General features: G+C 47.1%; 20 protein-coding genes. 6 read left to right on the top strand and 14 right to left on the bottom strand.

All coding sequences use genetic code 11. From position 1 onward, the window contains the following. Positions 1 to 28 precede the first annotated feature (28 nt). The 4 genes from AZF00_RS02615 to AZF00_RS02600 all read right to left on the bottom strand — a co-directional run bounded on the left by AZF00_RS02615 (position 29) and on the right by AZF00_RS02600 (position 5,122). Positions 29 to 877, bottom strand: coding sequence for a metal-dependent hydrolase (locus AZF00_RS02615; RefSeq protein ID WP_062383060.1), 849 nt, complete (start codon positions 875 to 877; stop codon positions 29 to 31). 11 nt (positions 878 to 888) lie between these two features. Next, a complete protein-coding gene (locus tag AZF00_RS02610) occupies positions 889 to 1,785 on the bottom strand; it encodes a short-chain dehydrogenase/reductase (protein ID WP_062383057.1) in 897 nt (298 codons plus the stop codon). A gap of 14 nt (positions 1,786 to 1,799) precedes the next feature. Further along, on the bottom strand, positions 1,800 to 3,359 hold the full coding sequence (locus AZF00_RS02605; RefSeq protein ID WP_156474840.1) for a flavin-containing monooxygenase: 1,560 nt from the start codon (positions 3,357 to 3,359) through the stop codon (positions 1,800 to 1,802). 173 nt (positions 3,360 to 3,532) lie between these two features. Then, the gene (locus AZF00_RS02600) at positions 3,533 to 5,122 is read right to left on the bottom strand and encodes a long-chain-fatty-acid--CoA ligase (protein ID WP_082793647.1); all 1,590 of its coding nucleotides are present in this window, start codon (positions 5,120 to 5,122) and stop codon (positions 3,533 to 3,535) included. 208 nt (positions 5,123 to 5,330) lie between these two features. Between AZF00_RS02600 and AZF00_RS02595 the strand changes: the two genes are divergently transcribed. After that, positions 5,331 to 5,942, top strand: coding sequence for a TetR/AcrR family transcriptional regulator (locus AZF00_RS02595; protein WP_062383048.1), 612 nt, complete (start codon positions 5,331 to 5,333; stop codon positions 5,940 to 5,942). Positions 5,943 to 6,204: 262 nt separating this feature from the next. On the opposite strand, the gene AZF00_RS02590 is transcribed toward AZF00_RS02595, so the two are convergent. Continuing rightward, a complete protein-coding gene (locus AZF00_RS02590; RefSeq protein ID WP_197465709.1) occupies positions 6,205 to 6,516 on the bottom strand; it encodes a type II toxin-antitoxin system TacA family antitoxin in 312 nt (103 codons plus the stop codon). A 116-nt stretch (positions 6,517 to 6,632) separates the two neighbouring features. Beyond that, the gene (locus AZF00_RS02585; protein WP_231856183.1) at positions 6,633 to 7,040 is read right to left on the bottom strand and encodes an antitoxin Xre/MbcA/ParS toxin-binding domain-containing protein; all 408 of its coding nucleotides are present in this window, start codon (positions 7,038 to 7,040) and stop codon (positions 6,633 to 6,635) included. A 207-nt stretch (positions 7,041 to 7,247) separates the two neighbouring features. On the opposite strand from AZF00_RS02585, the gene AZF00_RS02580 reads away from it, so the two are divergent. Further along, entirely contained in the window at positions 7,248 to 8,399 is a 1,152-nt protein-coding gene (locus AZF00_RS02580) for an IS4 family transposase (protein WP_062383042.1), read from the top strand. Here the strand turns inward: AZF00_RS02580 and AZF00_RS02575 are convergent. Together AZF00_RS02575 and AZF00_RS02570 are read right to left on the bottom strand one after the other, a co-directional pair. Then, positions 8,385 to 8,651: a hypothetical protein gene (locus AZF00_RS02575; RefSeq protein WP_062383039.1), complete on the bottom strand. Its 267-nt coding sequence runs from the start codon at positions 8,649 to 8,651 to the stop codon at positions 8,385 to 8,387. The two genes, AZF00_RS02580 and AZF00_RS02575, sit on opposite strands and share 15 nt — an antisense overlap. A gap of 177 nt (positions 8,652 to 8,828) precedes the next feature. Next, complete coding sequence (locus tag AZF00_RS02570; RefSeq protein WP_062383037.1) at positions 8,829 to 9,077, bottom strand: TA system antitoxin ParD family protein; 249 nt, start codon at positions 9,075 to 9,077, stop codon at positions 8,829 to 8,831. Positions 9,078 to 9,836: 759 nt separating this feature from the next. On the opposite strand from AZF00_RS02570, the gene AZF00_RS02565 reads away from it, so the two are divergent. After that, a complete protein-coding gene (locus AZF00_RS02565; RefSeq protein WP_062383034.1) occupies positions 9,837 to 10,706 on the top strand; it encodes a hypothetical protein in 870 nt (289 codons plus the stop codon). Positions 10,707 to 10,740: 34 nt separating this feature from the next. Here AZF00_RS02565 and AZF00_RS02560 read toward each other — a convergent pair whose 3' ends face one another. From AZF00_RS02560 to AZF00_RS19420, 4 genes are all read right to left on the bottom strand, one after another. Then, on the bottom strand, positions 10,741 to 16,071 hold the full coding sequence (locus AZF00_RS02560; protein WP_156474839.1) for a site-specific integrase: 5,331 nt from the start codon (positions 16,069 to 16,071) through the stop codon (positions 10,741 to 10,743). A 416-nt stretch (positions 16,072 to 16,487) separates the two neighbouring features. After that, positions 16,488 to 17,678 (bottom strand): ISL3 family transposase, encoded by a 1,191-nt coding sequence (locus AZF00_RS02555; protein WP_008248155.1) that lies wholly within the window; start codon positions 17,676 to 17,678, stop codon positions 16,488 to 16,490. A 468-nt stretch (positions 17,679 to 18,146) separates the two neighbouring features. After that, entirely contained in the window at positions 18,147 to 19,136 is a 990-nt protein-coding gene (gene lipA / locus AZF00_RS02550) for a lipoyl synthase (RefSeq protein WP_008248156.1), read from the bottom strand. 292 nt (positions 19,137 to 19,428) lie between these two features. Continuing rightward, positions 19,429 to 19,596: a hypothetical protein gene (locus AZF00_RS19420; protein WP_197465778.1), complete on the bottom strand. Its 168-nt coding sequence runs from the start codon at positions 19,594 to 19,596 to the stop codon at positions 19,429 to 19,431. Here AZF00_RS19420 and AZF00_RS19050 point away from each other — a divergent pair. Next, positions 19,596 to 19,748: an SRPBCC family protein gene (locus tag AZF00_RS19050; protein ID WP_231856182.1), complete on the top strand. Its 153-nt coding sequence runs from the start codon at positions 19,596 to 19,598 to the stop codon at positions 19,746 to 19,748. The genes AZF00_RS19420 and AZF00_RS19050 overlap by 1 nt on opposite strands. Positions 19,749 to 19,969: 221 nt before the next feature. Here AZF00_RS19050 and AZF00_RS02545 read toward each other — a convergent pair whose 3' ends face one another. Beyond that, the gene (locus tag AZF00_RS02545) at positions 19,970 to 20,908 is read right to left on the bottom strand and encodes an alpha/beta hydrolase (protein WP_082793646.1); all 939 of its coding nucleotides are present in this window, start codon (positions 20,906 to 20,908) and stop codon (positions 19,970 to 19,972) included. Between the two features lie 48 nt (positions 20,909 to 20,956). Beyond that, a complete protein-coding gene (locus tag AZF00_RS02540) occupies positions 20,957 to 21,784 on the bottom strand; it encodes an SDR family NAD(P)-dependent oxidoreductase (protein WP_008248169.1) in 828 nt (275 codons plus the stop codon). Positions 21,785 to 21,929: 145 nt separating this feature from the next. Here AZF00_RS02540 and AZF00_RS02535 point away from each other — a divergent pair, with 145 nt between their 5' ends. Continuing rightward, positions 21,930 to 23,123 (top strand): helix-turn-helix transcriptional regulator, encoded by a 1,194-nt coding sequence (locus tag AZF00_RS02535; protein ID WP_143829354.1) that lies wholly within the window; start codon positions 21,930 to 21,932, stop codon positions 23,121 to 23,123. Positions 23,124 to 23,250: 127 nt separating this feature from the next. Next, a complete protein-coding gene (locus tag AZF00_RS02530; protein WP_008248173.1) occupies positions 23,251 to 24,720 on the top strand; it encodes a flavin-containing monooxygenase in 1,470 nt (489 codons plus the stop codon). Positions 24,721 to 24,730: the final 10 nt, after the last annotated feature.

Below are 24,730 nucleotides of genomic sequence, written 5' to 3'. Positions count from 1 at the left end.
TAAATTATTAGGTTGCTATCAACTGGTTTTACGCAGTGCGCTTGTACAAAAACCGTGCTTCGAGTGATGCCATTTCCTCGCGCCAGGTTTCCAGCATTTCTTGCTTTTCATCGTTCGCTGGGTGAAAGCTAGGCTTGAAATATTGCAGAAATTCCGGCGTCATACGTCGTATATAGCCTGAATTTTTACCAAATCCGAACATCCACTTTATACCGCCAAATATAGACTTTGGTGCCAATGCGCGAGGATCATTAATTGCCAAACGTAACTGCGAAAGTAGGATAAAGGTCATTAGCAATACAGTTGACACAAGGTACATGGCGATACGGCGAACATAACTACCGTCTAACTGCTGGTACACATCATACGCAACGGTATTGTGCTCAACTTCCTCAATGGCATGCCAAACAAACATGGGACGAATCATTGGATGCACCGATTCAGCAATTTCAGGGTTGCGCAATACCGCTGTACCAAACATTGAGGTAAAGTGCTCTAAACCGGCCGTCATTGCCAGCTGTGCCTTTGGTCCACATATTTTCTTGATTACTTTTATTGCAAATTTGGTTTGCTTATCAATTGCGACGGTAGGTGCACCCTGCCCTGCCAAAAAGTCATTAAGTTGATCGTGAGCATATGCATGATGAGCCTCTTGACCAATAAACCCGGCAACCTCACGACTAAGATTTGACTGCTTATCAAGCTGATTACGATAATGCTTCACCGCATCAATCATAAAACGCTCACCTTCTGGAAATTGCGCCGCAAACCCGGTGAAAAAATGCGTAAGAAAAGGGTTGTTCGCCAACCAGTCTCTGTCTACCTCGCCATCGAACTGGAAATCCATTCGACGCGGTTTAATATTATGTATGCTCATGTTGCTCTCCATTAGTATTCTGTTTCTTCTCGCAAAACGTTTACAGCGGCACCAAGTTTTAGATCTTGCGCACTGCTGCCTTTCTCTTCTTCACTGTCGGCAATATCCAATGCCGCCGCTAAGTCGTCGCTTCCTGAGTACCGCCACTCCACTAAAGGCTGTAACACGCCACGAAATGCATAAATGAGTGCAATCCATTTTGGCGCCCAAACTCGGCTAGAGCGTTTTTTAATGGCTGTTTCAATGACCGCAACTGCTTTCTCTACGCTGATTTCGGCGCCAAGAAATTTTGGCAGAGAGGCTTCCATCGTCGCCATGGCTGGGTGTTTTCTGGAGCCATGCACTAGGTCTGTATCGATGGCACCAAAGTAAGCACAGCCCACGGATACGCCCTTGCGCGCCAGCTCAATCCTCAAACTATTGCTTAACGCGTCTACCGCGGCTTTCGCGGTAGCGTAGGCACCGACCAGTGGGCCGTTAATGACGGCTGCCACAGAGGCGATATTAAGAATATAACCACGCTGACTGACGATCTGCGGTAAAACCGCTCTAATACTATTTATAACTCCATGTAAATTAACGTCGAGTGTTCTGTCAAAGCCCGTGCTACTAGCACTATAAAAATTTCCGACATGCAGCACTCCTGCGTTCACCACTGCGATATCGATTGGACCTAAACGCTGTTTGACCACTTCCGCCGCGTTAACTAAAGAGTCTGCATCGGTAACATCAACTTCAATTGCGATGCAACGGGTGACTAGTTCGGCGCAAATAGCGTCCATACGGTCAATCTCAAGACCGATAAGCGCCACATTTGCACCAAGCTTATGTAGTCTGCGGGCTATCTCTGCGCCTAATCCGCGCGCAGCGCCTGTGATAAATACCGTTTTATTATGAAGTTGATACATAAGTTAAATTCGTCCTATTTCGCGCACGCTGAGGGTTCAGTTTGCGGGTAGTCCGTTGGCGCAACTTTGACGTCTCGTCGGTAAACACAGTTAAAGTCTTGCCGCTGAAATGACGACAAGGTGCGCCGATATCGGAAACTCCAATCCGGCCATAAGCCTAGGTTCTGCCCGTTCTTGTCTTGGTAGTAACTCTTACATCCACCGGCGACCCAACTTACTCGCTGACTTTTTTTATGGACATCGGCGACAAATTTAGTTTGTGCTGAGGGTTTTACGTCAATGCTAGCAATGTCGTCGCGATCAAGCTCAGCCATGACCATTGCGATATATTCAGCCTGGGATTCCAGCATGAAAATTGCTGATTGGTTGCCCGCCGCAGAGAACGGCCCGAGCATGGTGAACATATTCGGGAAGCGGCTTACCGAGGTACCGAGATAAGCACCACTCATATCTTCCTTAAATACAGAGGATAGGCTCTGCCCGTCACGGCTAAATATGCGGTTAAACTGATCATTCGGCACTTGAAATCCGGTAGCATAAACCACAACATCGACGTCGATTTTGTCGCCTTTGTCGGTCTCAATACCATCCTCATAGAACCGGGCGATACCGTCAGTAATCAGATCCACATTTGCCATATTTAATGCTGGATAGTATGCATCGCTTAGCAATGTGCGCTTACAATTGAACCTAAAGTCCGGCGTCAACTTTGATCGCAACTTTGGAGAATCAATATTCCGACGGATATGCCAACGGCCAATAGCCTCAAAGCCGCCAAGAAAAATGGGGTGAACATATTGAGGAAGACCGACAATACCCTCATATGCGCAATACCACGCGCTTCGCACCATTTTTTGCAATAGCGGTATACGCCGGTATATTCCGCGCTTAAAGGCGCTTGTTTCTGAATCTAGGCGCGGCAGTATCCAAGTTGGTGTGCGCTGAAACACATTGACCTGCTTCGCTTCCTTTTGTAACTCAGGAACAATTTGAGCCGCGGTTGCACCGGTGCCAATCACGGCGACTCGCTTACCCGTAAAATCGTACTCGTGATCCCAATTGAAGCTATGAAAAGAGCGCCCCCCGAATTGATCTTGGCCCTCCAGCGCAGGAATAACTGGACTCCCGAAAGGTCCTGTGGCGGTAATAAGCACTCGGGCATAGTGATGCCCTGCCGACGTCTCAATACACCATGCTAGCCGCTCTTCAACCCATCGAGCGCTCAATAACTCATGCCCAAATCGAATTTTTTTACGCAAATTTAACGTGGCCGTGACGTCCCGCAGGTAGGCAAATATCTCCTTTTGACTACCATAAGTTCGCGTCCAATTAGGATTTTGCGCAAATGACAAGGAGTACAGATTACTAGCCACGTCACAGGCACAGCCCGGATAAGTGTTATCGCGCCACGTACCACCGATATCATCGGCCCGCTCAAACACCAAAAAGTCTTCAATACCCTGATCCATTAAACGCTTGGCCATTGCCAGCCCGCCGAACCCGGCACCGATAATCACGATCGGATCTCGTTCCAGAGAAGCAACGCTACTGTTTGACGGTTCAAAATTTAACAACACTGACACCTTTTGAATTAGTTATTCTGCAGCTAACAGAATATTCAGTTTTTGACTCACCAAAAATTCGCCTTCGCCTAAATTTAAATAATCTTTTAAATTCAATGGATTAAATTAATATTAAGCATTCAACGTCGGCGTTATATACGCTTTTTGGGGTTGCTACTCAGCATTCATTCGCATTTAGATAGATCCCGTTCGCGCGAACTCGCCTCACTCGCGATATACGCGTCGCGCAACTCACGCTTCAGGACTTTTCCCGCACCAGACAGAGGCAAAGGCTCCGCTGTAAACTGAATGGATTTCGGGCATTTGTAGGTCGCAATGTGCTGTTTACAGTGCTCAATTAGATCTGTTGACGTGTAGTTTTTACTCTGCGCAAGCATTACAACAGCGTGTACACGCTCGCCCCACTGAGAGTCGGGAACGCCAATCACGGCAACTTGCTGAATCCCTGGCATTGTTGATAATACATTTTCAACCTCTGCCGAATAGACATTTTCACCGCCCGTGACGATCATGTCTTTGATGCGGTCTACTATGAATAAGTAACCATCGTCGTCGATATAGCCTGCATCTCCAGTATGGAGCCAGCCATTTACGATAGTCTCTGCAGTTACTGACGGATTTCGCCAATAGCCCGCCATGACACTGGGGCCACGCGCGCAAACCTCGCCAACCTGGCCGGCGTCGAGTAAGGTGCCATCCTCTGCCTTAATTTCGATACTTACCGACGGTACTGCGCGACCAGCGGAGCGCAATAAGTACTTTTTATTTTCCGTTAATGAATGGTCAGAACCCACGAGAAGGCTTATAACCGGGGCCATCTCCGTCTGCCCAAAGGCTTGAATTAAACTGACATTAGGGTGCCCCTCTAAGACTTTCACCAAGAGCCCTTCAGGCATTGGCGAGGCACCGTAAAGCAGGTTATTAACCTGAGCAAAGCCGTGCTCTTGGAAGGCCGGGCTGTCCATAAGCAGTTGAATCATTGTAGGCACTAGCAGCAAATCTGTAATCGCATGCTGGGTGAGGCAACTCGCCACAGACTGAGGCTCAAACATGGGCACAATCACATGCTTGGCGCCGAGCATCGTATACGCAAAACACGAGGTTAGATCCGCAAGGTGAAACATTGGCGCGGCGTGCAGAGCAACGCTTGTACTATTTGCTTCAACGGCGGCAACCACGCACAGCGCACTGCTCATTAACGCAGCATGTTGCAACATAACGCCCTTGGGAAAACCAGTGGTGCCACCAGTGTAAAAGATGCCAGCGAGGTCATTATCATTGTTCGCTAAATCGAGGTATGGCTTAGATGAACTGAGTAAACCTTCCATCGACAGAGCCCAAACTGGGCAATCACCACCATCATCAATAAACACATAGCGAGTGACTGCGGCGCAAGAATGCCGAAGAGTCTCCACAACGGGTAGAAAAGCGCGGTCAAAAATTAGCGTCTGACTCTCTGAGTCCTTAATGGCAAAGTCTATTTCAGCCGCTGCCCAGCGCACATTAAGCGGCACTATTCGTGCCCCAAGGGCCGGAACGGAAAACAGACACTCGAAATAAGCCGCGCTGTTTAGCGCCAAAATCGCCACCTGCTGGTTTGCCTCAACACCTATATGCTTCAGCCCCCCCGCAAAATGCTGCACCCGGCTAAGGGTCTCCTGCCAAGTTCTTGATACCGATTGGAACTCCAACGCCGGAGAATCCCCATGCAGCTGCGCTGCCCGGTATAATATTTGCGTGATATGTGCAGTCATCTTATTTTGCCCCTAAACAAATTATCGGCGCCGCTATTTTCCTGCCGCACCGATACAAATTACAGGGCACAAAGTCTATCTCGATGCCTTACTCAGCTAATATTCGCCTTTGCAATCAGATATTTATCTTTATATATCAATCATGTAGTACTATTCCCGAATAGGTCTATGCTAAACCATTCAACTATTCGTAGGAGCATTCGCGTTTATGCGCCGCCAGCCGAAACAACAGCGATCGAAATTGATTGTTAGGGATATTGTGCAAGCCGCCCGAGAACATTTAAGCGAGCACGGACTTGACGGCTTCAACACCTCAGCCGTGGCCAACCGCACAGGGGTGAGCGTCGGGACGATGTACCAGTATTTTGAGAATAAAGAGCAGCTACTAGATGCTGTATCACTCGCCTTAGCAGAAGAGATTAAAGATCAACTTGACTTAGTGGCGAGCAGTGAAATGCTGAGCGGGTTTAGAGACTTTAGTCACGTCCTTATCTCCAGCGTTATTTTTTACGTCAATTCACAACCACTTCTTATACGTGCACTGCTAAGCTCCGATGGCGAGCGACGCCTGAGCATTGCCGCCGATAAAATAGAAGGGCATTTCACCGATTTATTTAGGAGCTATGCGCTTCAGCACCATGCAGAACTTCCCAACACCAACTTACCCTCTGCTGTATTCGTGGTGTTCACATCAATCCTTGCAGTTGCACTTAGAATGCAACTAGTGAGAAAACCTGGAATAGACCACGAAGCAGTAACATCAATGCTTGTCGAATCAGCGCTCGCCACCGTATTTGGCTCAAGCTATACAGCGCCATGAATTAAGCAATTTCACCCGTAAAGCACTGACGGAAAAGCTAAGCTGATGACAACATGTTTAGGCGGTGTTAATTTGATACCCGCTCTCCAGATATTGTCGCTTGAAATTCGCTAATTAACGATACAAATAGAAGCCTATTAATTTTCCCGAGATTATAAATATGTATTTATAGACAGGGCGGGATCACCCTAGGCATTCGCCACGGAGGGCCGGATTCATGAAAGTATTCACAGGCTCCATCCCAATGTCGAAACTGGCGCAGTTATTGCCCCTCCGGATCATCCGAAAAGTGAGTCTCACTATAATTTTTGTCCTTATAGTTTTTAGCTGCATCCAGCAGTGCATCCGAAGTAACAGGCGAATTCTCAAGGGCCGCGTGCATTTTCTCTGCACCCTGCAAAGTTAACTTTATGCTCGTTTTCTGCCCAATCACCTTCCGCGCCCTCGACACCGCCGCGTCTATGAGAAGCTGAGACATACTGCTACCTGACAGCTCCGCCGCAGACCGAATCAACATGTGAATATCTTCGTTCACTCTGACTACATACCGGGCATGTGACTTTTTAGTTTTCACGTTTTCTCCACTTTTCCCAGCAACATTCCCGAGACATTCCACAAACATGCCTACAACATCTATAGCTGGGCTCTGCGCCCACTACTTCTAGTTCACTTTCAAATGTAAGATACTTTTTACCGATCCTCTTGAGAGCTGAGAAAATTCCTCACAGCCGCTAGGTCGGCAATCGCGCAAGTCAGCAAACGAGATTTTGGTGGTGCTCCATTAAAAAAGGAATTGTCATTCGGCGTGCTTAGCCAGCTATCTGCGATTTGAGGATCGGGCAATAGGGTTTCCAATGATTTAAAGATACCCAGAATATAACTGACCCGGTCTATACGATCGTGCGTCATTTCAACCTTTTCTGGGTGCTCCCTCCAGCTATGCAGCGTCTGCTCTTCGACAAGCCCCAGAATAATCATTTGATCCTTTACACCGAACGACCACTTAGCCAATATTTCAAATATGACCGGCAGCACAATACCGCTGGCGTCTGGGTTAGATTGAAGTTCTAGGAATTTACCTGAAAGATTTGCTGTCACGGGCCCCTCCGACGTTGATATCCGCATATTTCCCATCATTCCCATATCCCCAATTGCTCCAAATCTAGGGATCTAAAATTTGGCGCCCACTCATTTAATGCCAAATCATTGCTGTCCCATAAATCTGACATAAAAAGGGCTTGAATCCCAACAAGTTGTTACAATGGATGTGCGACCAAACACTGTAAAAACAGGGAGATTCAAGCCTTGGCACATCATAACACGGTATTTTCTCAATTGTTAAAACTCGTATCGAGACATGAATTTGAGAATCTCGCCAAACAGCATCACGAGGGTCAAAAACTGCGCAAAATGTCGCGCTGGTCTCAGTTCGTCGCGCTGAGTTTGGCGCAATTTTCTGGCCGATCCAGCTTACGCGATATCGTCAGCAATCTGTCTGCCCAAGCGGCCAGGCTTTACCACCTCGGTACCGGTAATGTGTCGAGAAGCACTCTTTCCCGCGTGAATGAAAGTCAGCCCTATACGCTTTACGAAGCGCTGTTTCATAAACTGCTTTCTCGCTGCCAAGGCGTCGCGCCCAAACATGGATTTCGCTTTGGGAACAAACTGTATTCTCTCGATTCCACAACTATTGACCTGTGTCTTTCCGTGTTCCCTTGGGCAAAATTCCGTCGTGCCAAAGGAGCAGTAAAAGTGCATATTGGCCTAGATCATGACGGACTACTTCCCAGCTTTGTCAGCATTAGCGATGGCAAAAAGCACGATGTCACTGTCGGTCGCGTCCTTGAATTCCCTGCTGATAGCATTGTGGTAATGGATCGTGCCTATACCGATTACACATGGTTTAAGGCCCTGAATGACAAAGGAATATTTTTCGTTACTCGACAAAAACGTAATGCCACGTACCGTATTATCGAACGCCGCGAGGTCATTAAATCCAAAGGCCTGACATGTGATCAGACCATACTGATCACCGGGGCAAAGGCAAAGACTTGCCCAATTCCTTTGCGCCGGATCGGCTTCCGTGATGCTGAAACCGGCAAGCACTATGTGTTTCTGACCAACAACTTCCATCTTGCCGCCAAGACCATTGCTGATATCTACAAATCCCGCTGGAAAATTGAATTGTTCTTCAAATGCATCAAGCAAAACCTGAAAATCAAATCCTTTGTCGGCACGTCCAAGAACGCGGTCATGACCCAGATTTGGATTGCTATGTGCGCCTATCTACTGCTGGCTTGGATTAAGTTCAGTAGCCAAATTGATCGCAGCCTGCAGCAAATGATTCGCCTTTTGCAGCTCAATTTATTTGAGCGCAGAGAGTTGCTGCCTTTGCTAAGAGGTGATCCACCGGAGCCAATCGACAACAACATTCATCCGCAACTATGCTTGATGTGAATATTTATGGGACAGCAATGATGCCAAATATAAATCTTTCGGCTTATGAATTGGGATAGGCTCCATGCACATTGATCGCTCCATAAACCACAATTCAGCAACATCAAAGTCAAATTCAACGATATAGCAGCCAGAGTAGTAGTACCCTGAAGCTTCACCAGCGTCGAGGAGCATGTATCCCGGATCTATTTCAACGAAACCACTACTCGTGCCGGCCCTGTAGATGTGCCATATTAAATTATCAACTAACATCGTCACCTCCTTTTGTTTACGACGATATCAAGGTAACCCAATAAAATCGGCCGTCAAATTAGAGGACATGCTGTAGCTTCAGCCCGAATCGCGGCCCTTTGCGAGCCATATACCCTGATCACTAGACGAACTTAATATCCAAGAAGACAAACATCACACCAATTAGACAGGAGCCTCTCATTCATCACTTAATTTGGGAGTCTTGCTACTTTTTCTAACATACGGCGCTATTTCACCGCGCTCCATTTCATCTTTAGCTAGCAGTGCTTTTTCAATAAATGCATAGCTTAGATCTGGGTTATCAATGGCAATTCGGCCGATCTTGGCATCGTATTCAATTTGCTGTACCACGCTGCGACCACTTACCTTTGCTCGACTCGTCGACTCGCGAATAAAATTCTTGTCTAGTAGAATTTCTTTAGTCATATGCCACCTCAATATATCTCCGTTTCACCATCCAGATAGTCACAACAAAGCTTGTGAACTACGATCTAACGTAACACCCCTAAAATTAGCGTCAAATTAAACGACAACTTTTCGCAAGTCAGGTAGAGGTGAAGGCACTAAGGTGACCAAGCGAACCGGCCGCATTCATCTCCAATCATGGAGGCCATACCGTCGCTGCCGTTATCGGTATGGGTCTGCTTACCTATCCGCTGAAATTGATCTCAGATGTCTTTTCCCAGAATCTTAATTCTCTGTAGACGAATTGTAGTCGTAGAGTTCAAGGCAGCAAGGTGACCAAGCCCCATTGCCACGTCATTAACATGATGGGGTGCCAGATCTTCCTCGATCTTATTCGATTCATCTCGTAATTAACAATTCGAAAATTACTGAAATTTCATCGTAAACAGCTCGGTCACTCCTTAACTGTTAACTGTGTGTTCTAGCTCAGTTAGCGTGAGCCACTCCTTGACCGCTAGACGAGTTTAAGTTCAGGACACGGAGCGCCAGACCTCACTCCGACGCCTTTTATTCATTACTTGAACGGCTTAAAAGTAATTTTCGCTTCATTTTGTACCCTACAAGGTACAACTTTTCCTCCTGATTAAATAATTTCCGTTTTCTTGAGTTATAAATAGTGCATCGACTGAGTAACTGCATGTCGTTTATGTGGAAAGTAAGCAGTAATTTTTTATCAAATATTACATTAGCTATTTTAACTAGCGAAAAATGGAAACGGATATGAAAAAAACAGAATATTCTCTTGGCGAAAAATTTGAGCTCGAATCAGTAAAATTTCTGGGTCGCAAGCTAACAGAATTCGGGATCCCTTTCGCATACCTTTTTCCGCAAAGCTCCTTGGTTACTCATCTCAATGAAGACTGGGTTGCAACCGATGATGATGAAGATGTTGGCTCTCGAGTGCGGAAAAAATTTGCCGGCGAATTAAAATGCATATGTAACGCTGTTATAGAAAAATTTTACTCAGGAGTCGACGTCAGCGTGTCTACTCGAAACTTGACTGCCAAGAATTCTAAGATTAGTCGGAACCAGAGAACGTGTTTATTTTTAGTTGGTTCTGATGAGGCTGGAGAAATAGCGGAGAAGCTATCTCATGTCACTGGATTCGTCTGCGCCAGAGTCCAGCAAAGCCAGCCGGATTTATTCTTCAGAGATGAGTCAACCGGGCTCCTTGCCCCGGAAGTCGTATTTCTTACAGATCAGATTAATGAGCTACGTAAACGCATGTCCGGCATAAAAATCGCACATCCGTTTGGAATTGAAAATCTGAATTCGACTAATGCACCTACTGGATTTTATGATGAGTTTGACAACTTCGAATTTGATCTTCCTCCCGCAGAAAAAGTTTCCGGACTGGCGACAGTCGACGGTTTTCGAGAGTTTCGTAATACGGCGTATCTGAATATTTTTGATTCCGTTGGAATTGTAGAGGCATCCAAAGACTTTGTAATACAAGACACGAAACTTTTCAAGAAGCTCAACGACGCTAAGCATTTTGGCAAGAAAATTCGCTATATCGCCGATAAAGTTTTTGAGAAGCGGCCCGACAAACCAACCTTTACTCTCAAAGACATAGAAGTTCTTGGCTGAATTTACGTTCTACAAGTAATCAAGATGGTGGCCGTCAATTGACAGCCATCATCTTGTTGCAAGTCTCAGAACCCCAGACCAGCATTATCGAAACTGCAAGAAAACCCACCGCCATTTCATAAGAGTTTCTTACAACCCCATCACCGGTCGGCCCAATGATTATCGCTCCATAATCATAAATACCACCTCGTCTTTCTTCAACAGGACGTTTGAATACATCGAGTTGCACACTTTTTCCAGACTCAGAGACTCTTTCAATCGTTTTTACTTGAAATCCCTGTTCAACAAGAAAACTGGTCACTATCGGGTCATCTTCAGTGGCATACACATCATAGCGATTGCTTTCTATGCCGAGTATATCAAACGTGTGCTTTACGATTATACAGTGACGATCATGACTCATTTTTAGCTGTCTGTTCATTCCAAGCAAAAGTGGTAATTCGTCAACGGCAGGGCAGCCTGGTACCGGAAAGATCTCAAATTTTTCAGCTAGCTCTATAAAACGAACCCATGCAGAATCATTAATATAGTGCAGAATCGCATTAGGCGCTGTTTTTCCTTTAAACCACCCGTTCTCCCCACGTTTTTTAAAACGCATGACCTCATTGGCTTTGTCAAAATTCGCTTGGACTGAACATACAAAGTCAGGATGCAATGCGACTAGCTTCCCTGCACTTTGGTAAGATCTCCCTTGAGCAACGAGCCGAAGCAACCTGATAGTCGATAATAGTGTTGGATCTCGAAAAGAAATATCAGGTGCCTGGGGAAACTTCTCCATGTGAATTCGTTCAAATTCCGCCGTATTAAAAATACCATTGATAACAAGTGCTCGTTCAGTTCTGACGGGCGTGAGCGAATCGGCCCATTCGGTCATGAGGTGATTGTAGTTTTTAAGGCCAGACGATGCGCCACTGTGCCCCATCAATCTTGCCAAGCCTATCGATGACCTAATCGATCTACCTTGATGTTGCCCCAACACAACTCCCTGCAATGTATCCGCATCTATGTTTTTGCAAAGCTTACTCCCTGTAGGAGTTTCACATCCAAGCAGTATTGGGGCAATGTGGTTATAGAATGCATGGCGACAATGGTGGGGAGTTAAGGTCTTGCTTCCAGTAATTGTTCGCAAAATAACAGTAAGCGTTTCCTGGATTTCACGGCATGCTGCCCATTGATCAACGCGCCCGCCGCGTACCTCACAAAGCATAGGCGCATTCTTTTCCGTCCCCGCAATACTGTCGTAATTCGCCAACACTTTTTCGATGAGCTCTATTTCATGCGGCGTCAGATTGAATAGCAGCGGTACAGCGCGTCGACTGCTTTTTCGCTTCAGCTGGCGAATTCGGTTATCTCGAATAAGCACCCATGTAAAACTCTGCCACTGACACCAATCTTGGCGACGCAACCCCAAGGCTTCATTTCCTCGCAGCCCAAACCGGAATGTAAGTAGAAGCACAAACCCTAGAAATAATGCGAGTTGGCTATCTTCGCCATAAGCAGCGCGGATATATTCCTGGCAATCTAAGTATTCTTTCTCCGATATACACCCGGGGCTTACACTCCGGTGGTTATCTTCAGTGTCTATTTCAGACCAGTCTGGATTTTTTACTCCAAACTTCACTGCCCAACGATGGAAAGTCCTCAATCGCTCACTAAAATATCCGATTTTCCTTCCACGATCTCTGCGGGATTCCACCATATCATGATAGAGATCGGTAATCGCATCGGAATCCATTGAGAGTAGGTCACAGGAATAGGCTAAGCCCTGAAAAGCTAGCCGTAGACAGCTGAAGTAATCTTGTACGCTATTCATGGCGTAAGGCACATGGTGCTTACCCCGGCCTTTTCCTTTTTCTATGACGTGGCTTATCCAGTAGGCCACCATCAGGATTGACGTACTTACTTTCCCTCGGTAAGTATGACAAGAATTTTGGATTTCTTTAGCGATTTTTTTTGCCTTTTTCTTCTCATAGTTACTAAGAATGTTTGTCACTTCATTGTATAGCCCCTTTGCATTGCCTTGGAGAACTTGGGCGTCGCTCTCAATCGCTACTCTCTGATTAAACCTAAAGTCTTGAAATACGTCCGAGTTTGGTTCCACATTCGGTAGCGTGATGTATACCCCGTGTTGCAACCGAAATATATCCTGCCAATTTAAGCTCGTCGGTGGCACTCTTTCACTGAGCGCGCCAGCCACCATCCCAGGGAGTTCTATAAGGTTAGCTTGTCCAATAATTTTAGTAAGCTGCGTCAAAAACTCTTTCACTGAAAACGCTTCTTTCGCTATGTCTGGCGAAATGCACTTTTTTAACGCATTCAGTTCTGACGGGATTTGCAGAGAGTTTAGATCTGCTAGCCGTGAATTTGTGCAACCGAAATGAAGCAGGGATGCTGTTTTATAACTAATTTCATGGCGCTGGACCGGCGCATCATAATCACCGGTATCCCATTCCTCACTGTATTCAATAAAATATTTCTTCTTATGTTGGATGAGCCGGAAGTTCCGTCCGTTAAGTACATCCAATAACATACCGCGGTAGCTTAGCCTTTTATCGATGCATAGCAGTATCGTACCGACAATCAGCGCGGTAGTTTTATTTACCGAGCCCTTCTGAATGGTGATCGTCGCATGTTTTGCCCACTGTTTTGCGTTCTCATAGCGATCCAAATCTGCAGGCAAGCTTCCCGCAATCAGATTTCGCTCCTCTTCCCGCTTAAGGATTTTTTTCCTAATAGAGCGAGTGTGCTTACTGTCTCTTGATTTCAGGAATTGCTCAAGAACACGAAATCGAATACCGGCGTCAGGATGAGGCAGTCCATTTTCTCGCTTCAGCATGCGATTCCCGAGCTTTTCGATCTCCGTAGGATTTAGATCCTCAAGCTCTTTCTCGCCAATAAACAGTTTAATTTCTTGCTGTGCAATTCTCCGGGCATTTCTATACCTCTGGCGTCGGTACAGAGCTCTTTCTTTTAAGCCATAAATGCTTGGCTCAATATAGCTCCGCTTTTTTGCCCGTGAGCCTAAGTAGCTAGGTAACGCTGCCGGCGCACCTATAACATCAAAACCAAGTGAGTCATAAATGGCGTTATATGCCAGGCGGTACTGATCCGCATCATTGATCCAACACCTAGGCGAATAGTCCCCATAAGCCGCGCCTCCTCGTTCGGAGTGCCCCATCCAACCATCGATAACGTCGCAGGGCACACCAGCGCGGGCGAGTCGCTGCGAATATCGGTGCCGAAACAGGTTTGGTGGAAGTGACCAGCCAATAATGGGCAAGCCGAGGAGGTCGCCGTCAGATGTTTGATGCCAACTAAGTTGCTCATCCAAGAAGAAAAACAGCGGAAGGTCACCGCCCTTACGCTCCAGTAATGCTAGTAATTTTCCAGCCAGCTCAGGGCGCAAGGCTTCTAGATATTTTTGAAGTCGCACAAGATAATCAAGGTAAGCTGCCAGTAGCTTGGCCAATTGCTCGGGAAGCGGCACTATTCGCCCATTGTGACGAGCACCATCCGACTTATCATTAATGTATGCACAAAGATGTTTAAAGTTGAAGTGGTCGAGTAGTTCAAAAGGTGATTTCAAGTACCTGCTAGCAGTACCCGCATACAGCGCCAGCAAGCAATACTGAGTATACCTATTATGAAAGCTAACGAGATCCTGGTCTCCAGCTAACAAGGATTTTGCTTCAGTAATACCTTGAGATAATACCGATTCAATCGGGGCTAGCAAACTGCCAAGCATCAAGGTCGCTAAGTCGACATTGTCTGTGACCACGGGCAAATCGAGCCCTTTAGCAATGGTGCTTACATCCCAGTTGGCATAACCACATGCCGCAGGTAGTCCACTTTGCGGCAATGCAGTCACAATTCGAGCAAGATTATGGTCGCCAGTATTTTCGAAAACTCGCTGCGCTGCTACTTGGGCCAGTTTCCCGCTAGTCACCCTTGGAAACTGCTCTTTTGCTACCCCATCAAACCATGTAGTGATTTTGGTAGTAGGGTTAACTTCATTCCATAAGCTACCTAAAGTAGCTTTGCCCGCGGCTCGCTCTCTGGCGACCCTTCTCAAGGCCGATGTGATGTCTTGCGGGAGCTCTAAGCGGATGATTTCCGAATATGGGTGCACCTCCGCTTGTTCCTGCGGAGATTGTGGGCGCCACGCACTATGTCGACGCGGCGATTGTCGTTGAATATGACGATAATCAGGCGTAATTCGCCAGTCGTCCCCAGCAGTCGCATCGATCTCGATTCTTTGAGCATGGTAAAGCGAGCGCCCGACAAGAGTCCCAATTTTTGCGATCGCGGCGCCGAGGGACTGGACTAGCTCCTTGGAGCTAGCTATGTTTTCCAGCCATGCCTCAAATTGAAGTAATTCCGGCGGCAAGAGCTTATCCCAACTCCAGGGCAAATATTGAGATTCCTCGGCAGAATAGAGAAAGACAGACCGAGAAGTAAGTGCTTGCTCCTCATCAGTATCCGATGAGTCAACTTCCACGAGCGTGCTGTCTGGTTCGTCCTCGTCATTGTCAGCCGTACTTGGGAGGTTTTGTATTACCGGCAGTTCCGGGTCCAGGAGACCCAACGGCAGGCCCTCAATCCTGACTGAACCTAACTGCGGATAGATGCCTGGGGAATCGACGTCCACAGAAATGGGTAATGGGCTGCAATAGCCTCTGGCAATAGGAGAGATCGCGCCAAGGAATCGCTTATCAGAAACATTGGCGTGCGCGGAAAGCCCAGATGCAACCTTTTCTATCGCATAACTGAACCACTGAAACGTGTTTGGAAAGCCTTGAGTTTCATGCCGAGCGTGGGTGAGTAATTCATCAACCTTCTCCCACTTTGGATCAATCCTGTCTAGGGTAATATGGCGTGCCGCCCAGCTGATATTGCTATCGGAGATGCAGCCTTCCTCGGCAATGCGCATAGCTGCCTGAAGGATTAACCAAAGTCGAAGCCTTTGGCGGCTCTCGGCGATTTTGTCCTGATCGCTATGGGACCGGGGGTTCACGATCATAGCAAGCAGGTAATATCTGGAAGTCAGTGGGGAAAACTCAGACTTAGTGCCTTGTGCAGATTTTCCTTTGTGAGAAATGGATGAGTCAGCTTTGGGGATATGTTCGTTGGTATTGCTTAGCGATTTTGAGAATTCCCACAGGCGAGATACTATCGGTTTGTCTGCCCACTCTGCTAATATTGGCTCGGAGATTGGCTGGGTAAACTCGCTAGCAAAATTGTGTATTACTCGAGGATCCTCAGGTCTGCCAAGGCAAAAATAAGCGATCTCCAGCTCATCGTGAAAGCCGGCCTTGTTTGCCCAATCAGATATACCTTCATAGCGCGACGGCAGCCTGAAGGTCACGAGCTTTTCGTCGGTACTGTGCCGATCTTGAGTGTCTTCCTTCACCTTTAAATGCTCTTATTTCCACCGGATAAAATCTCCTGCACCCTTATAGCATAGCTAATAACGTCAAAATAGGTCAATTTAGTACATTTAATAAGTACGTATTTTGGAACTCTCATAACCACCACATTAAAAACGGCAAATCATATTTTGATTTGCCGTTTTTTTTCGCCTGTTGGTTTTAAACTTCGGCGACACTCTTGAGTTTAAACCTACTGCCAACAAGCGCCTCCATGCACTCAAATCAATAAAAGCTGAGACGATCTTGTCGCACTCATTCAACAATATAGGTCTAGTAGACCGCGCCCCTGATTCATAGCAAAACCCTACCGACAAGCAACGGGCTCTACCCCATTATCGGGGGATAGCACTCATTAAACCCTGTTTATAATCCCGTCCCATCCACAATGGGCTAGCACTCTTATCCTGTAATTTTCAAAGTTTCTAAAACCATACGCTCGCCTTGAAATTATTTCCATCTTGCTGTGGAAGCCCTCAGTTATTCCGTTACTTTTACTAAATCGCCACATGGCCACAATGGGCTTCAACCATGAGCGCAATGTGTTAGCTAGCGCTCGTAGCGGGCTCTCAGCGAGCTCTTCAAGCAATCTCATAAATACCGGCAACTTGATGCTGGCTTTCTTGCGCGTCAGGGTCTTGAGCAGCACAAACCGGATCAGCCGTTGTTTGGCTACATACAGTGCTTGCAGCACTGGGTAATCAGCCAAATACTGCATAAGGTTGGCGTGCTGCTCATCCCGCAAATTCCACTGATGACGGCGCATTAAACTGATCAAACCGCGGTTCTTTCTGCCCTCAGGATCATGCTGCTTCCAGACACTTAAAAAGTGCTGGTTAATAAGTCTGACCACATGGAATCGGTCAGCCACGATCGCGGCATTGGGAAAGTAGCGGCGGGCAATGCTGCGGTACGTTTCCGAGAGGTCCATCACCACAACCTGAACGCGCTCTCGTCCCTCAAGGGCCTTTAAATAGCGGCGCAAACTCAATTCTGATCGTCCTAGTTGAACATCAAACACTTTGTGATTCTTGAGGTCGGTAAGCGTAGTCGCATAACCCTTTTTACGGGTAAAGAAATGCTCATCAATCCCCAAGACGCGGGGGCAATATCGGCGATCCCCCTCGGAACGCTTCTGGTTAATATGGTGCTGATACCAACGCTCTACGGTCGCCGGGCTGATGAGGTGGGTTCGCGAGAGCTTGCGCTGGGTCACGCCGCCATCATGGGCCTCGAATACTTCCAGCCGATACGCTTCAGAAGCACGGTAACGCGGCCGAATACCCGTGAAAGAATGACGGAAATAACGTTTACACTCCTGACAATGGTACTTGGGTACTCGAAGGTGCAAGGTCATCACTTGATTCCCCTGACGAGTGTGTTTCACCGTCCTAAGATACGTGGCCTTAATCCTCAGGCCATTGCCCTGACAATGCTTACAAGGCGGCCTGTGCACAGGCTTTGCCCAGACTTCGATCCCTTTCCTGCGAACTACCCGTTCAATCTCAAGGCCAGGTATGCCTATAATTCTTCCTGCGTGGGACATCGGTATTCTCCATCAAACTGTTTCTTCGCAAATTCAGTTTAATGAATGCCGGTGTCCCCCGTTAATGATGAAGAGCCAAGCAACGCCAAGCCACCCCAAGAAATGAATTAGGTGGGCAGCCATATCACAATAGCGGAATTACCATAATCGCAAAGATAGATACGAATCATTTACCGCGTTATGAATTATATAATTTCGTTGGTATAGGATTTATGCGCAGCTCATGGGATTGAGGCGCACGTTTTCTGGAGCAAAAGAGTTGTGAGATCAAACCCACAAGAAGATGAGTAGCGGCAACGGGCGTTGCCGTAAATGCTCTAAATTATATAAATTAGCAGCGAACAATGAGTTTTAGATTATGTGGTGGTTCCAGCCGCTTACTGCCGCCACATAAGCCACACCTGCCTCGACACATCATTGATTTAGCTATTCGGGGCCAGCAGAATATATAAGAATACCTATTGGGGATTAGCCAAGTCCCACATTATTCTTTTGCAGCACCTGCTCAGCGCGGTAACTAGAGCGCACCATAACACCAGAAACCACTTCTAAAAATCCCTTCTCCAAACCTAATTGGCGGTAATTTTCAAACTCAGCAGGCGTTACATAGCGTGCAATCGGCAAATGATTTACCGTTGGCTGCAAGTACTGACCCAGCGTCAAAATATCGACATTAGCCCTTCGCAAATCATCCATTGTCTCTAGGATTTCTTGGTCGGTTTCACCCAGACCAAGCATTAAGCTCGTTTTGCTTAATACTTCTGGCTTGTAGCGTTTAGCATGTGCCAAGACATCGAGGGTTTGCTGATAGCCCGCTCGAGGATCACGCACCGGGTGGGTTAGGCGCCTTACCGTCTCAATATTCTGTGCAAACACTTCGATCCCAGAATCAACCACCGCTTCAACATCGCTTAATACCCCTTCAAAATCTGGGGTTAAGGCCTCAACAGCAGTATCGGGATTTAATTCTTTCACCCGCTTAACACAGGCAGCGTAGTGACCGGCACCGCCGTCAGCCAAATCATCGCGATTGACCGATGTCAGCACCACGTATTTAAGCTTCATCAGCTCGACGGATCGCGCCGTGCGCTCCGGCTCATCAGCGTCCAAAGCCCCTTTGGGGTTACCCGTGTTTACTGCGCAAAACCGGCAAGCTCGTGTACACACATCGCCCATTAACATAATGGTTGCCGTACCCGCGCTCCAACACTCCTGCAAATTTGGGCACTTTGCCTCTTCACAAACCGTCGCGAGTCTATTTTCGGAGACAATTGACGCCACTTTTTTATAAGCATCGCCGCCCGGAATTTTAACGCGCAGCCAATCAGGCTTTGCTAGCCGGGCTTGGGTTTGATTAGTCGCCTTAATACCATCCTTAATCGCCCTAACGCCTCTTTCGGTGGTGAATTTCTCACCACTGTAGATTCGTACAGACGGTATAATATCGCTATCTGACATCTAAATAACTCGCTATAAACAATAGACCGGACTGAAAATGGGATTAACCTAGGCTATTCCAGTGCAAGTATTTTAACATAAATAGCCACACAAGAAGTCAGCCGTAAAACACCGCTGCCTTGCTAGTATTCCAGCTAATAGCTCAGGACTTGCGGGAATAAGCCACCACTAACAATGTAAATACACTCTAAGATGGACCCAAAATAAGCCCCTAGCGTATTAGCACTTACCCCATATTACTTTCCATTTCGTCAACAAGCAGTATTTTGTCAATACTTCTGTCGAACAAGCTCTACTCATCTTCAATAACAATTTCTTGTATTTCAGGCACTTGCAATCTCGCCATCACCATTTCGAAATCAAACTTCTCATAAAACCAACGCCCCCTCTCCCGCTGGCGGTCCAGACTTACCGGTTCAAGACTGCGAATACGAGCACGTAATGTACGGTGAGAAATCATTGGGAACAACAGCAGACGAGGATTTGAGCATAGCCAAAATGCAACAAGAAGGCTTGAACTCGTCGGGCTTTCAGGGATTTTATTTACCCCACCAAGAACGCCGAGTGCAACACTTTCACGAAGTGTTAAATAACTATATGAATGCAGATTAATTAGTTATTTCTTAATTTTCCCATCTCAAAAGCAAAATGGCGGTATAAGTACATTTTACCGCCACAACGCTCCTCTATCACCAAGCTCTTACCTCGGTTAAAATTTTTAGCGCGGTAACCCAGTTACTGACTGGCTTGCCATTTTTATCGCCTGCCACGGTTTTAAATTATTATCCGCGCCTAGCAACCCTGCCCACGACCACATCACCAAACTACCAAACTCAAGATTTAAATAAGCTATACAGTACTTCTCGCCCCTGGGGAATATAATCGCTAAAGCTACAAAACCCATGAATTTGGCCCAGTACACAACGATACTCAACCGCGTTGCCCATGGCTTTAAGCTTTTCCGCATAAAGCCTCCCCTCGTCGCAGAGTGGGTCGTACTCAGCGGTAATAATCACCGCGGGCGGCAGGTTAGCTACCTCTGCGACCAGCAAATCGACGTATGGTGTATTTGTGTTTGCCTTAGTACCAAGGTAATTTTTCCAGAACCATTGCATTTGTTCGCGAGTCAAAAAGTAGCCTTTAGCAAATTTGTGCTGAGAGCCAGTGTCACAACCAGGCGATATTACTGGATACAGTAACAATTGCCTTTGTATTAACGGGCCCTGTCGGTCGCGAGCAAGCAAACACAAAACGGCGGCGAGATTAGCCCCAGCACTGTCACCGCAAACTGAAATGGCATTTACGTCAATGCCTAAGGTCTCCGCTTCTTGTTGCAACCACAGTAGTGCGCGATACGCATCTTCTGGGGCTGCAGGAAATTGCGCTTCTGGTGCTAAACGATAGTCCACCGAAATCACTACCGCTTTGCTGGCATTACACAACATCCGGCACATTCCGTCGTGACTATCCAAATCACACATCACGAAGCCGCCACCGTGAAAAAACAACACCGCGGGCAATAATGCAGCGTCATTTGCACCAGTACTCTCCGGATAATATATCCGCGCTCGCAGCGGATCATTTCGGCCAGGCTCGTTGTCTCTGGCGACGATTGGAATCAGAGTATTCACAACTTGATATACCGGCTCTACTTTACCAGCCACCGCCTTCACACCTTCGCGCATCAATGCGGGCGTGACGTCAGCCATAGGTAACTGAGGCTGACTATTCATGAATTCTAATAGGGCTTTCACTTCCGGGGCTAGCATCATCACTCCGTCATTCTTCTTGTTATATAAAACACTGGCTGTACTCGGTAGCTAATCGCAAAACACTTGCTCAAAACACGGATTACGCTCATTAACCATGGACTGGGCCTTAGAAATATACGCAGACTTAAAGTCAGGATGTGTAAATATCCAAAACGCGCCGCGTTCAATGGCATCAAAAACCAGTTCTGCCACATCACATGGCTGCATACCGTCGCGAATGCCATCACGTAAAAAATCGTTCAATTGCCCTGCTTTATGGAGAACGTTATCGTCGGCATCAATGAGATCCATAATATTGCTGGCTACCTGGGCAGGACATAGTACCGACACACCAATGTCAGCGCCCTGTGACTGCAAGTCATAAAGCAAAGTTTCCGACAACGACACCAGCGCATGCTTACTCGCACTGTACGGTCCCATCATTGGCGAGCTCAACAACCCCGCCAGCGATGACGTATTTACAATATGCGCTGGCGATGCCTGCGCCAGCATTCGCGGCACAAATTCATGTATGCCAAAGACCGCACCCATGAAATTGACGTTCATTACGGTCTGCCACTGCGCAACGCCGCACTCCCAACTCAGACCATTTATCATAATACCCGCGTTGTTGAACAACAGGTTTACACGGCCATAATGAGAATAGGCAAGATCGGCCAATGCTTTAACTTGGCTAGGGTCAGAGACATCACAAACCATAATTTGATGGTCAATATTGCGCTGTAGCAAATCGTGGCTCAGAGACTCGAGCCTAGGCAGACTAATATCTGCGGCAACAAAACGGATCGTTCTAGCCGCACAAACTTGAACTAAGGCCAAACCGATTCCACTGGCCGCGCCAGTGATAACAGCGACCTGCTGCTCTTCTATGTCCATTGATATCTACCCCGTCATTATGTTGCTAGTTTTCACAATGCAACAATGTGCCGATCTTAATCTCAATAATCATCGTCGAGATGGACTAGTACAAACCATCACGATAGGGATATGCTGTATTTTTGCTCTACAATCGCTGCAAACAATGGTGAATATAATAAGCGACCCTATCGACATGAGCTTAGACAACACCCCCGCATATGACTTATGCACCTTTAGCGGCCTTTTAGAGAGCATTTATAAAGGCTTAAACGAGACGCCACTGTGGCAGGGTTTTCTATGCAAATTACGTACGGAAATGAGCGCGAACATTTGTTTTCTTATCCTACGCAACCCCAACCCTGGGGATGCGGGCCTACTCCTGAGTGACGGCCTGCCGCCCGCGCTGTCGGGCAGCCCAAACAATGTCTACAGTGATGGACTGTATGCCATAGACCCTTTTGCAAACCTTCCCTCAGACCAAGTCACCACACTTGAAGAGTTTGTGCCGACCGAACAGCTTTTACGTAGCGAGTTTTATTTGCGCTGCATGCAACCTTTTGATTTATTACATATTCTAGGCGTAGACATGCAGCTCCCCGGCAGCTTGCGGGTGAGCCTACGCATAACTCGCTGCGCCAATGCACGCTCATTTACCGCAAAAGACAAAGAGAAAATTACATTACTGATTCCACATCTGCAGCAGGCAATACCCCTCTACGCCAGACTCCAGCAAATGGAAACCGAGAGGTCGCTTCTCGATCGTACCGTCTCCCAACTATCACTCGGTACGATCATTCTCGACGACGGCCGCCGCGTACTTCACTGCAACGCCGTCGCAGATCGCATTATCACGGAGAAAGACGGAATCTGCAGCAAAGACCGACAAATACTCATTACTCATAGCAGCGAAGCCAACCACTTTAGACAACTAATTAATAATGCAATTGACGCCCATAAACAAAGCAAACCCTACATCGTTCAAGCCATGGCCATTAGCCGTAAAGCTGGACGACTACCCTTAAATATAGTGGTTCGCTCAATGCCGCAAGTGAGTCAGCTTGACGGACAAACCGTGGCTTCGGTCGCTATTTTTATTAGTGACCCAGAATATAAATCTCACACTTCGGCGGAAATATTAGGTCAGCTTTACGGATTAACGCCAGCAGAATCGAGGCTCGCCATGGCCTTAGCAGATGGACATAGCCTAGAAGACGCCAGCAATAGTTTGCATATCAGCCGCAACACGGCCCGCGCCCATTTACGCGCAATCTTTGCCAAAACCGGTGTCACCCAACAAACCATGCTAGTTAGCTTACTATTGAAAAGCGTTGCGGCATTTCTGGCGTCGTCGCGTTAAATTCATATTTAATGCTATTTACTAAATATAGTTAATCTGGACGATTAAAGCCCTCTTAAAGCCACATAAGATCATACCTATAGCGCCTATCGGCTCAGTAAATTTAGGTATGAAGGGTGTCGTTAAAATGACCAAAAATAGCTGCAACACACAGCGTCGTTACGTAATCGTCGGCGCCGGCATGGCTGGCATTTTAGCAGCCATAAAATTACGCGAAGCAGGCAAAGATAATATTCGCGTGTACGAGAAGGCAGATCGCATCGGCGGCACGTGGCGCGAAAACACCTACCCAGGCCTGACCTGTGACGTACCCTCACACTCATATACCTACTCCTTTGAACCCAATTCGGAGTGGACTCGGCATTTACCACCAGGGGATGAGGTTCAAGCTTACTTTGAATCTGTAGTCAAAAAATATCAGCTTGAAGAAATTATATCTTTTAATGAAGAAATCACCGACTGCCAATTTAACAACGAGCAGTGGCAGATTTCTACCTCAAAAGGCAATACCGACTACGCCGATTTCGTCATTGCCGCTACGGGTGTACTACATCACCCACGCATCCCGGCCATAAAAGGAATGGAGAAATTCAAAGGAAAGTTATTTCACAGTGCACGCTGGGATCATTCTGCTGTACTAGATAATCAACGTATTGCTGTGGTTGGCACTGGCTCTACTGGTGTTCAGATCGTAACGGCACTCGCCGATCGAGCAGCCAATTTATGCCACTATCAACGCACTCCGCAATGGATAATGCCCGTAGTTAATGCCGAATTTAGCGAGGCAGAGAAGGCGCTTTTTCGGAATAATACCGCAGCGCTCAAACGCATTCAGAACGACCCAGAATTAGAAGTTAATATCGAGCGCTTTTCAGTCGCGATCACCGAACCCGATTCTGCAGCAATGCATGAAATAGAGAATATTGTTAGACAAAACTTAGAATCATCCGTAAGCGACCCCGAGCTCAGAGAACGTCTTCGGCCTGATTATCGCGCGGCCTGCAAGCGACTCATTTACTCCGAAACATTCTACCAAGCTGTACAAAAGTCCAATGTCGACATACTAACCGAAGGCGTGGAGGTCATCGAAGAGGACGGCATTCGCAGCCTCGACGGCACCCTAAGAGAATTCGATATTATCGTGCTTGCTACTGGTTTCCACGCCGACCGCTTTATGAGACCAATGCAAATTACCGGCGAAAACGGCATTACACTTGAACAAGCCTGGGCAGAGCGCCCAACGGCTTATATGTCGGTATCTATTCCTGGCTTCCCCAATCTATTTATGCTCAACGGCCCCAATGGCCCCGTTGGCAACTTCTCCCTCATTGAGATCGCCGAACAGCAATGGCATTACATTAGCCAACTGATGGCACCGGTGGAAAATGGTGAATATCGGAAAATTAGCGCCACCCAGACAGCCCTAGATAATTTCGACAAAGCACGGATCGCGGCCGCCAAAAAATCGATTTTTGGCTCTGGCTGCCAGAGTTGGTATTTGGATTCTCAAGGTGTACCCGCTACGTGGCCGTGGACCCGTGCGCAGTTTAAAGCCGCAATGCATAAGCCAGACTTTTCAGCGTTCCACATGATCTGAACGCTATTAC

Origin of the sequence: Zhongshania aliphaticivorans, assembly GCF_001586255.1 — a bacterium.
Taxonomy (GTDB): Bacteria; Pseudomonadota; Gammaproteobacteria; order Pseudomonadales; family Spongiibacteraceae; genus Spongiibacter; species Spongiibacter aliphaticivorans.
Note: the sequence above shows the minus strand (reverse complement) of the source record. Positions and strands in the feature narration are given on the sequence as shown.

Bases quoted from the DNA above. Each gene is read 5' to 3' on its own strand.
- AZF00_RS02540 (WP_008248169.1), bottom strand. From the start codon at position 21,784: ATGGACATAGAAGAGCAGCAGGTCGCTGTTATCACTGGCGCGGCCAGT.
- AZF00_RS02535 (WP_143829354.1), top strand. From the start codon at position 21,930: ATGGTGAATATAATAAGCGACCCTATCGACATGAGCTTAGACAACACC.
- AZF00_RS02615 (WP_062383060.1), bottom strand. From the start codon at position 877: ATGAGCATACATAATATTAAACCGCGTCGAATGGATTTCCAGTTCGAT.
- AZF00_RS02595 (WP_062383048.1), top strand. From the start codon at position 5,331: ATGCGCCGCCAGCCGAAACAACAGCGATCGAAATTGATTGTTAGGGAT.
- AZF00_RS02600 (WP_082793647.1), bottom strand. From the start codon at position 5,122: ATGACTGCACATATCACGCAAATATTATACCGGGCAGCGCAGCTGCAT.
- AZF00_RS02575 (WP_062383039.1), bottom strand. From the start codon at position 8,651: ATGTTAGTTGATAATTTAATATGGCACATCTACAGGGCCGGCACGAGT.
- AZF00_RS02565 (WP_062383034.1), top strand. From the start codon at position 9,837: ATGAAAAAAACAGAATATTCTCTTGGCGAAAAATTTGAGCTCGAATCA.
- AZF00_RS02545 (WP_082793646.1), bottom strand. From the start codon at position 20,908: ATGATGCTAGCCCCGGAAGTGAAAGCCCTATTAGAATTCATGAATAGT.
- AZF00_RS02570 (WP_062383037.1), bottom strand. From the start codon at position 9,077: ATGACTAAAGAAATTCTACTAGACAAGAATTTTATTCGCGAGTCGACG.
- AZF00_RS02610 (WP_062383057.1), bottom strand. From the start codon at position 1,785: ATGTATCAACTTCATAATAAAACGGTATTTATCACAGGCGCTGCGCGC.
- AZF00_RS02530 (WP_008248173.1), top strand. From the start codon at position 23,251: ATGACCAAAAATAGCTGCAACACACAGCGTCGTTACGTAATCGTCGGC.
- AZF00_RS19420 (WP_197465778.1), bottom strand. From the start codon at position 19,596: ATGATTTCTCACCGTACATTACGTGCTCGTATTCGCAGTCTTGAACCG.
- AZF00_RS02555 (WP_008248155.1), bottom strand. From the start codon at position 17,678: ATGTCCCACGCAGGAAGAATTATAGGCATACCTGGCCTTGAGATTGAA.
- lipA (WP_008248156.1), bottom strand. From the start codon at position 19,136: ATGTCAGATAGCGATATTATACCGTCTGTACGAATCTACAGTGGTGAG.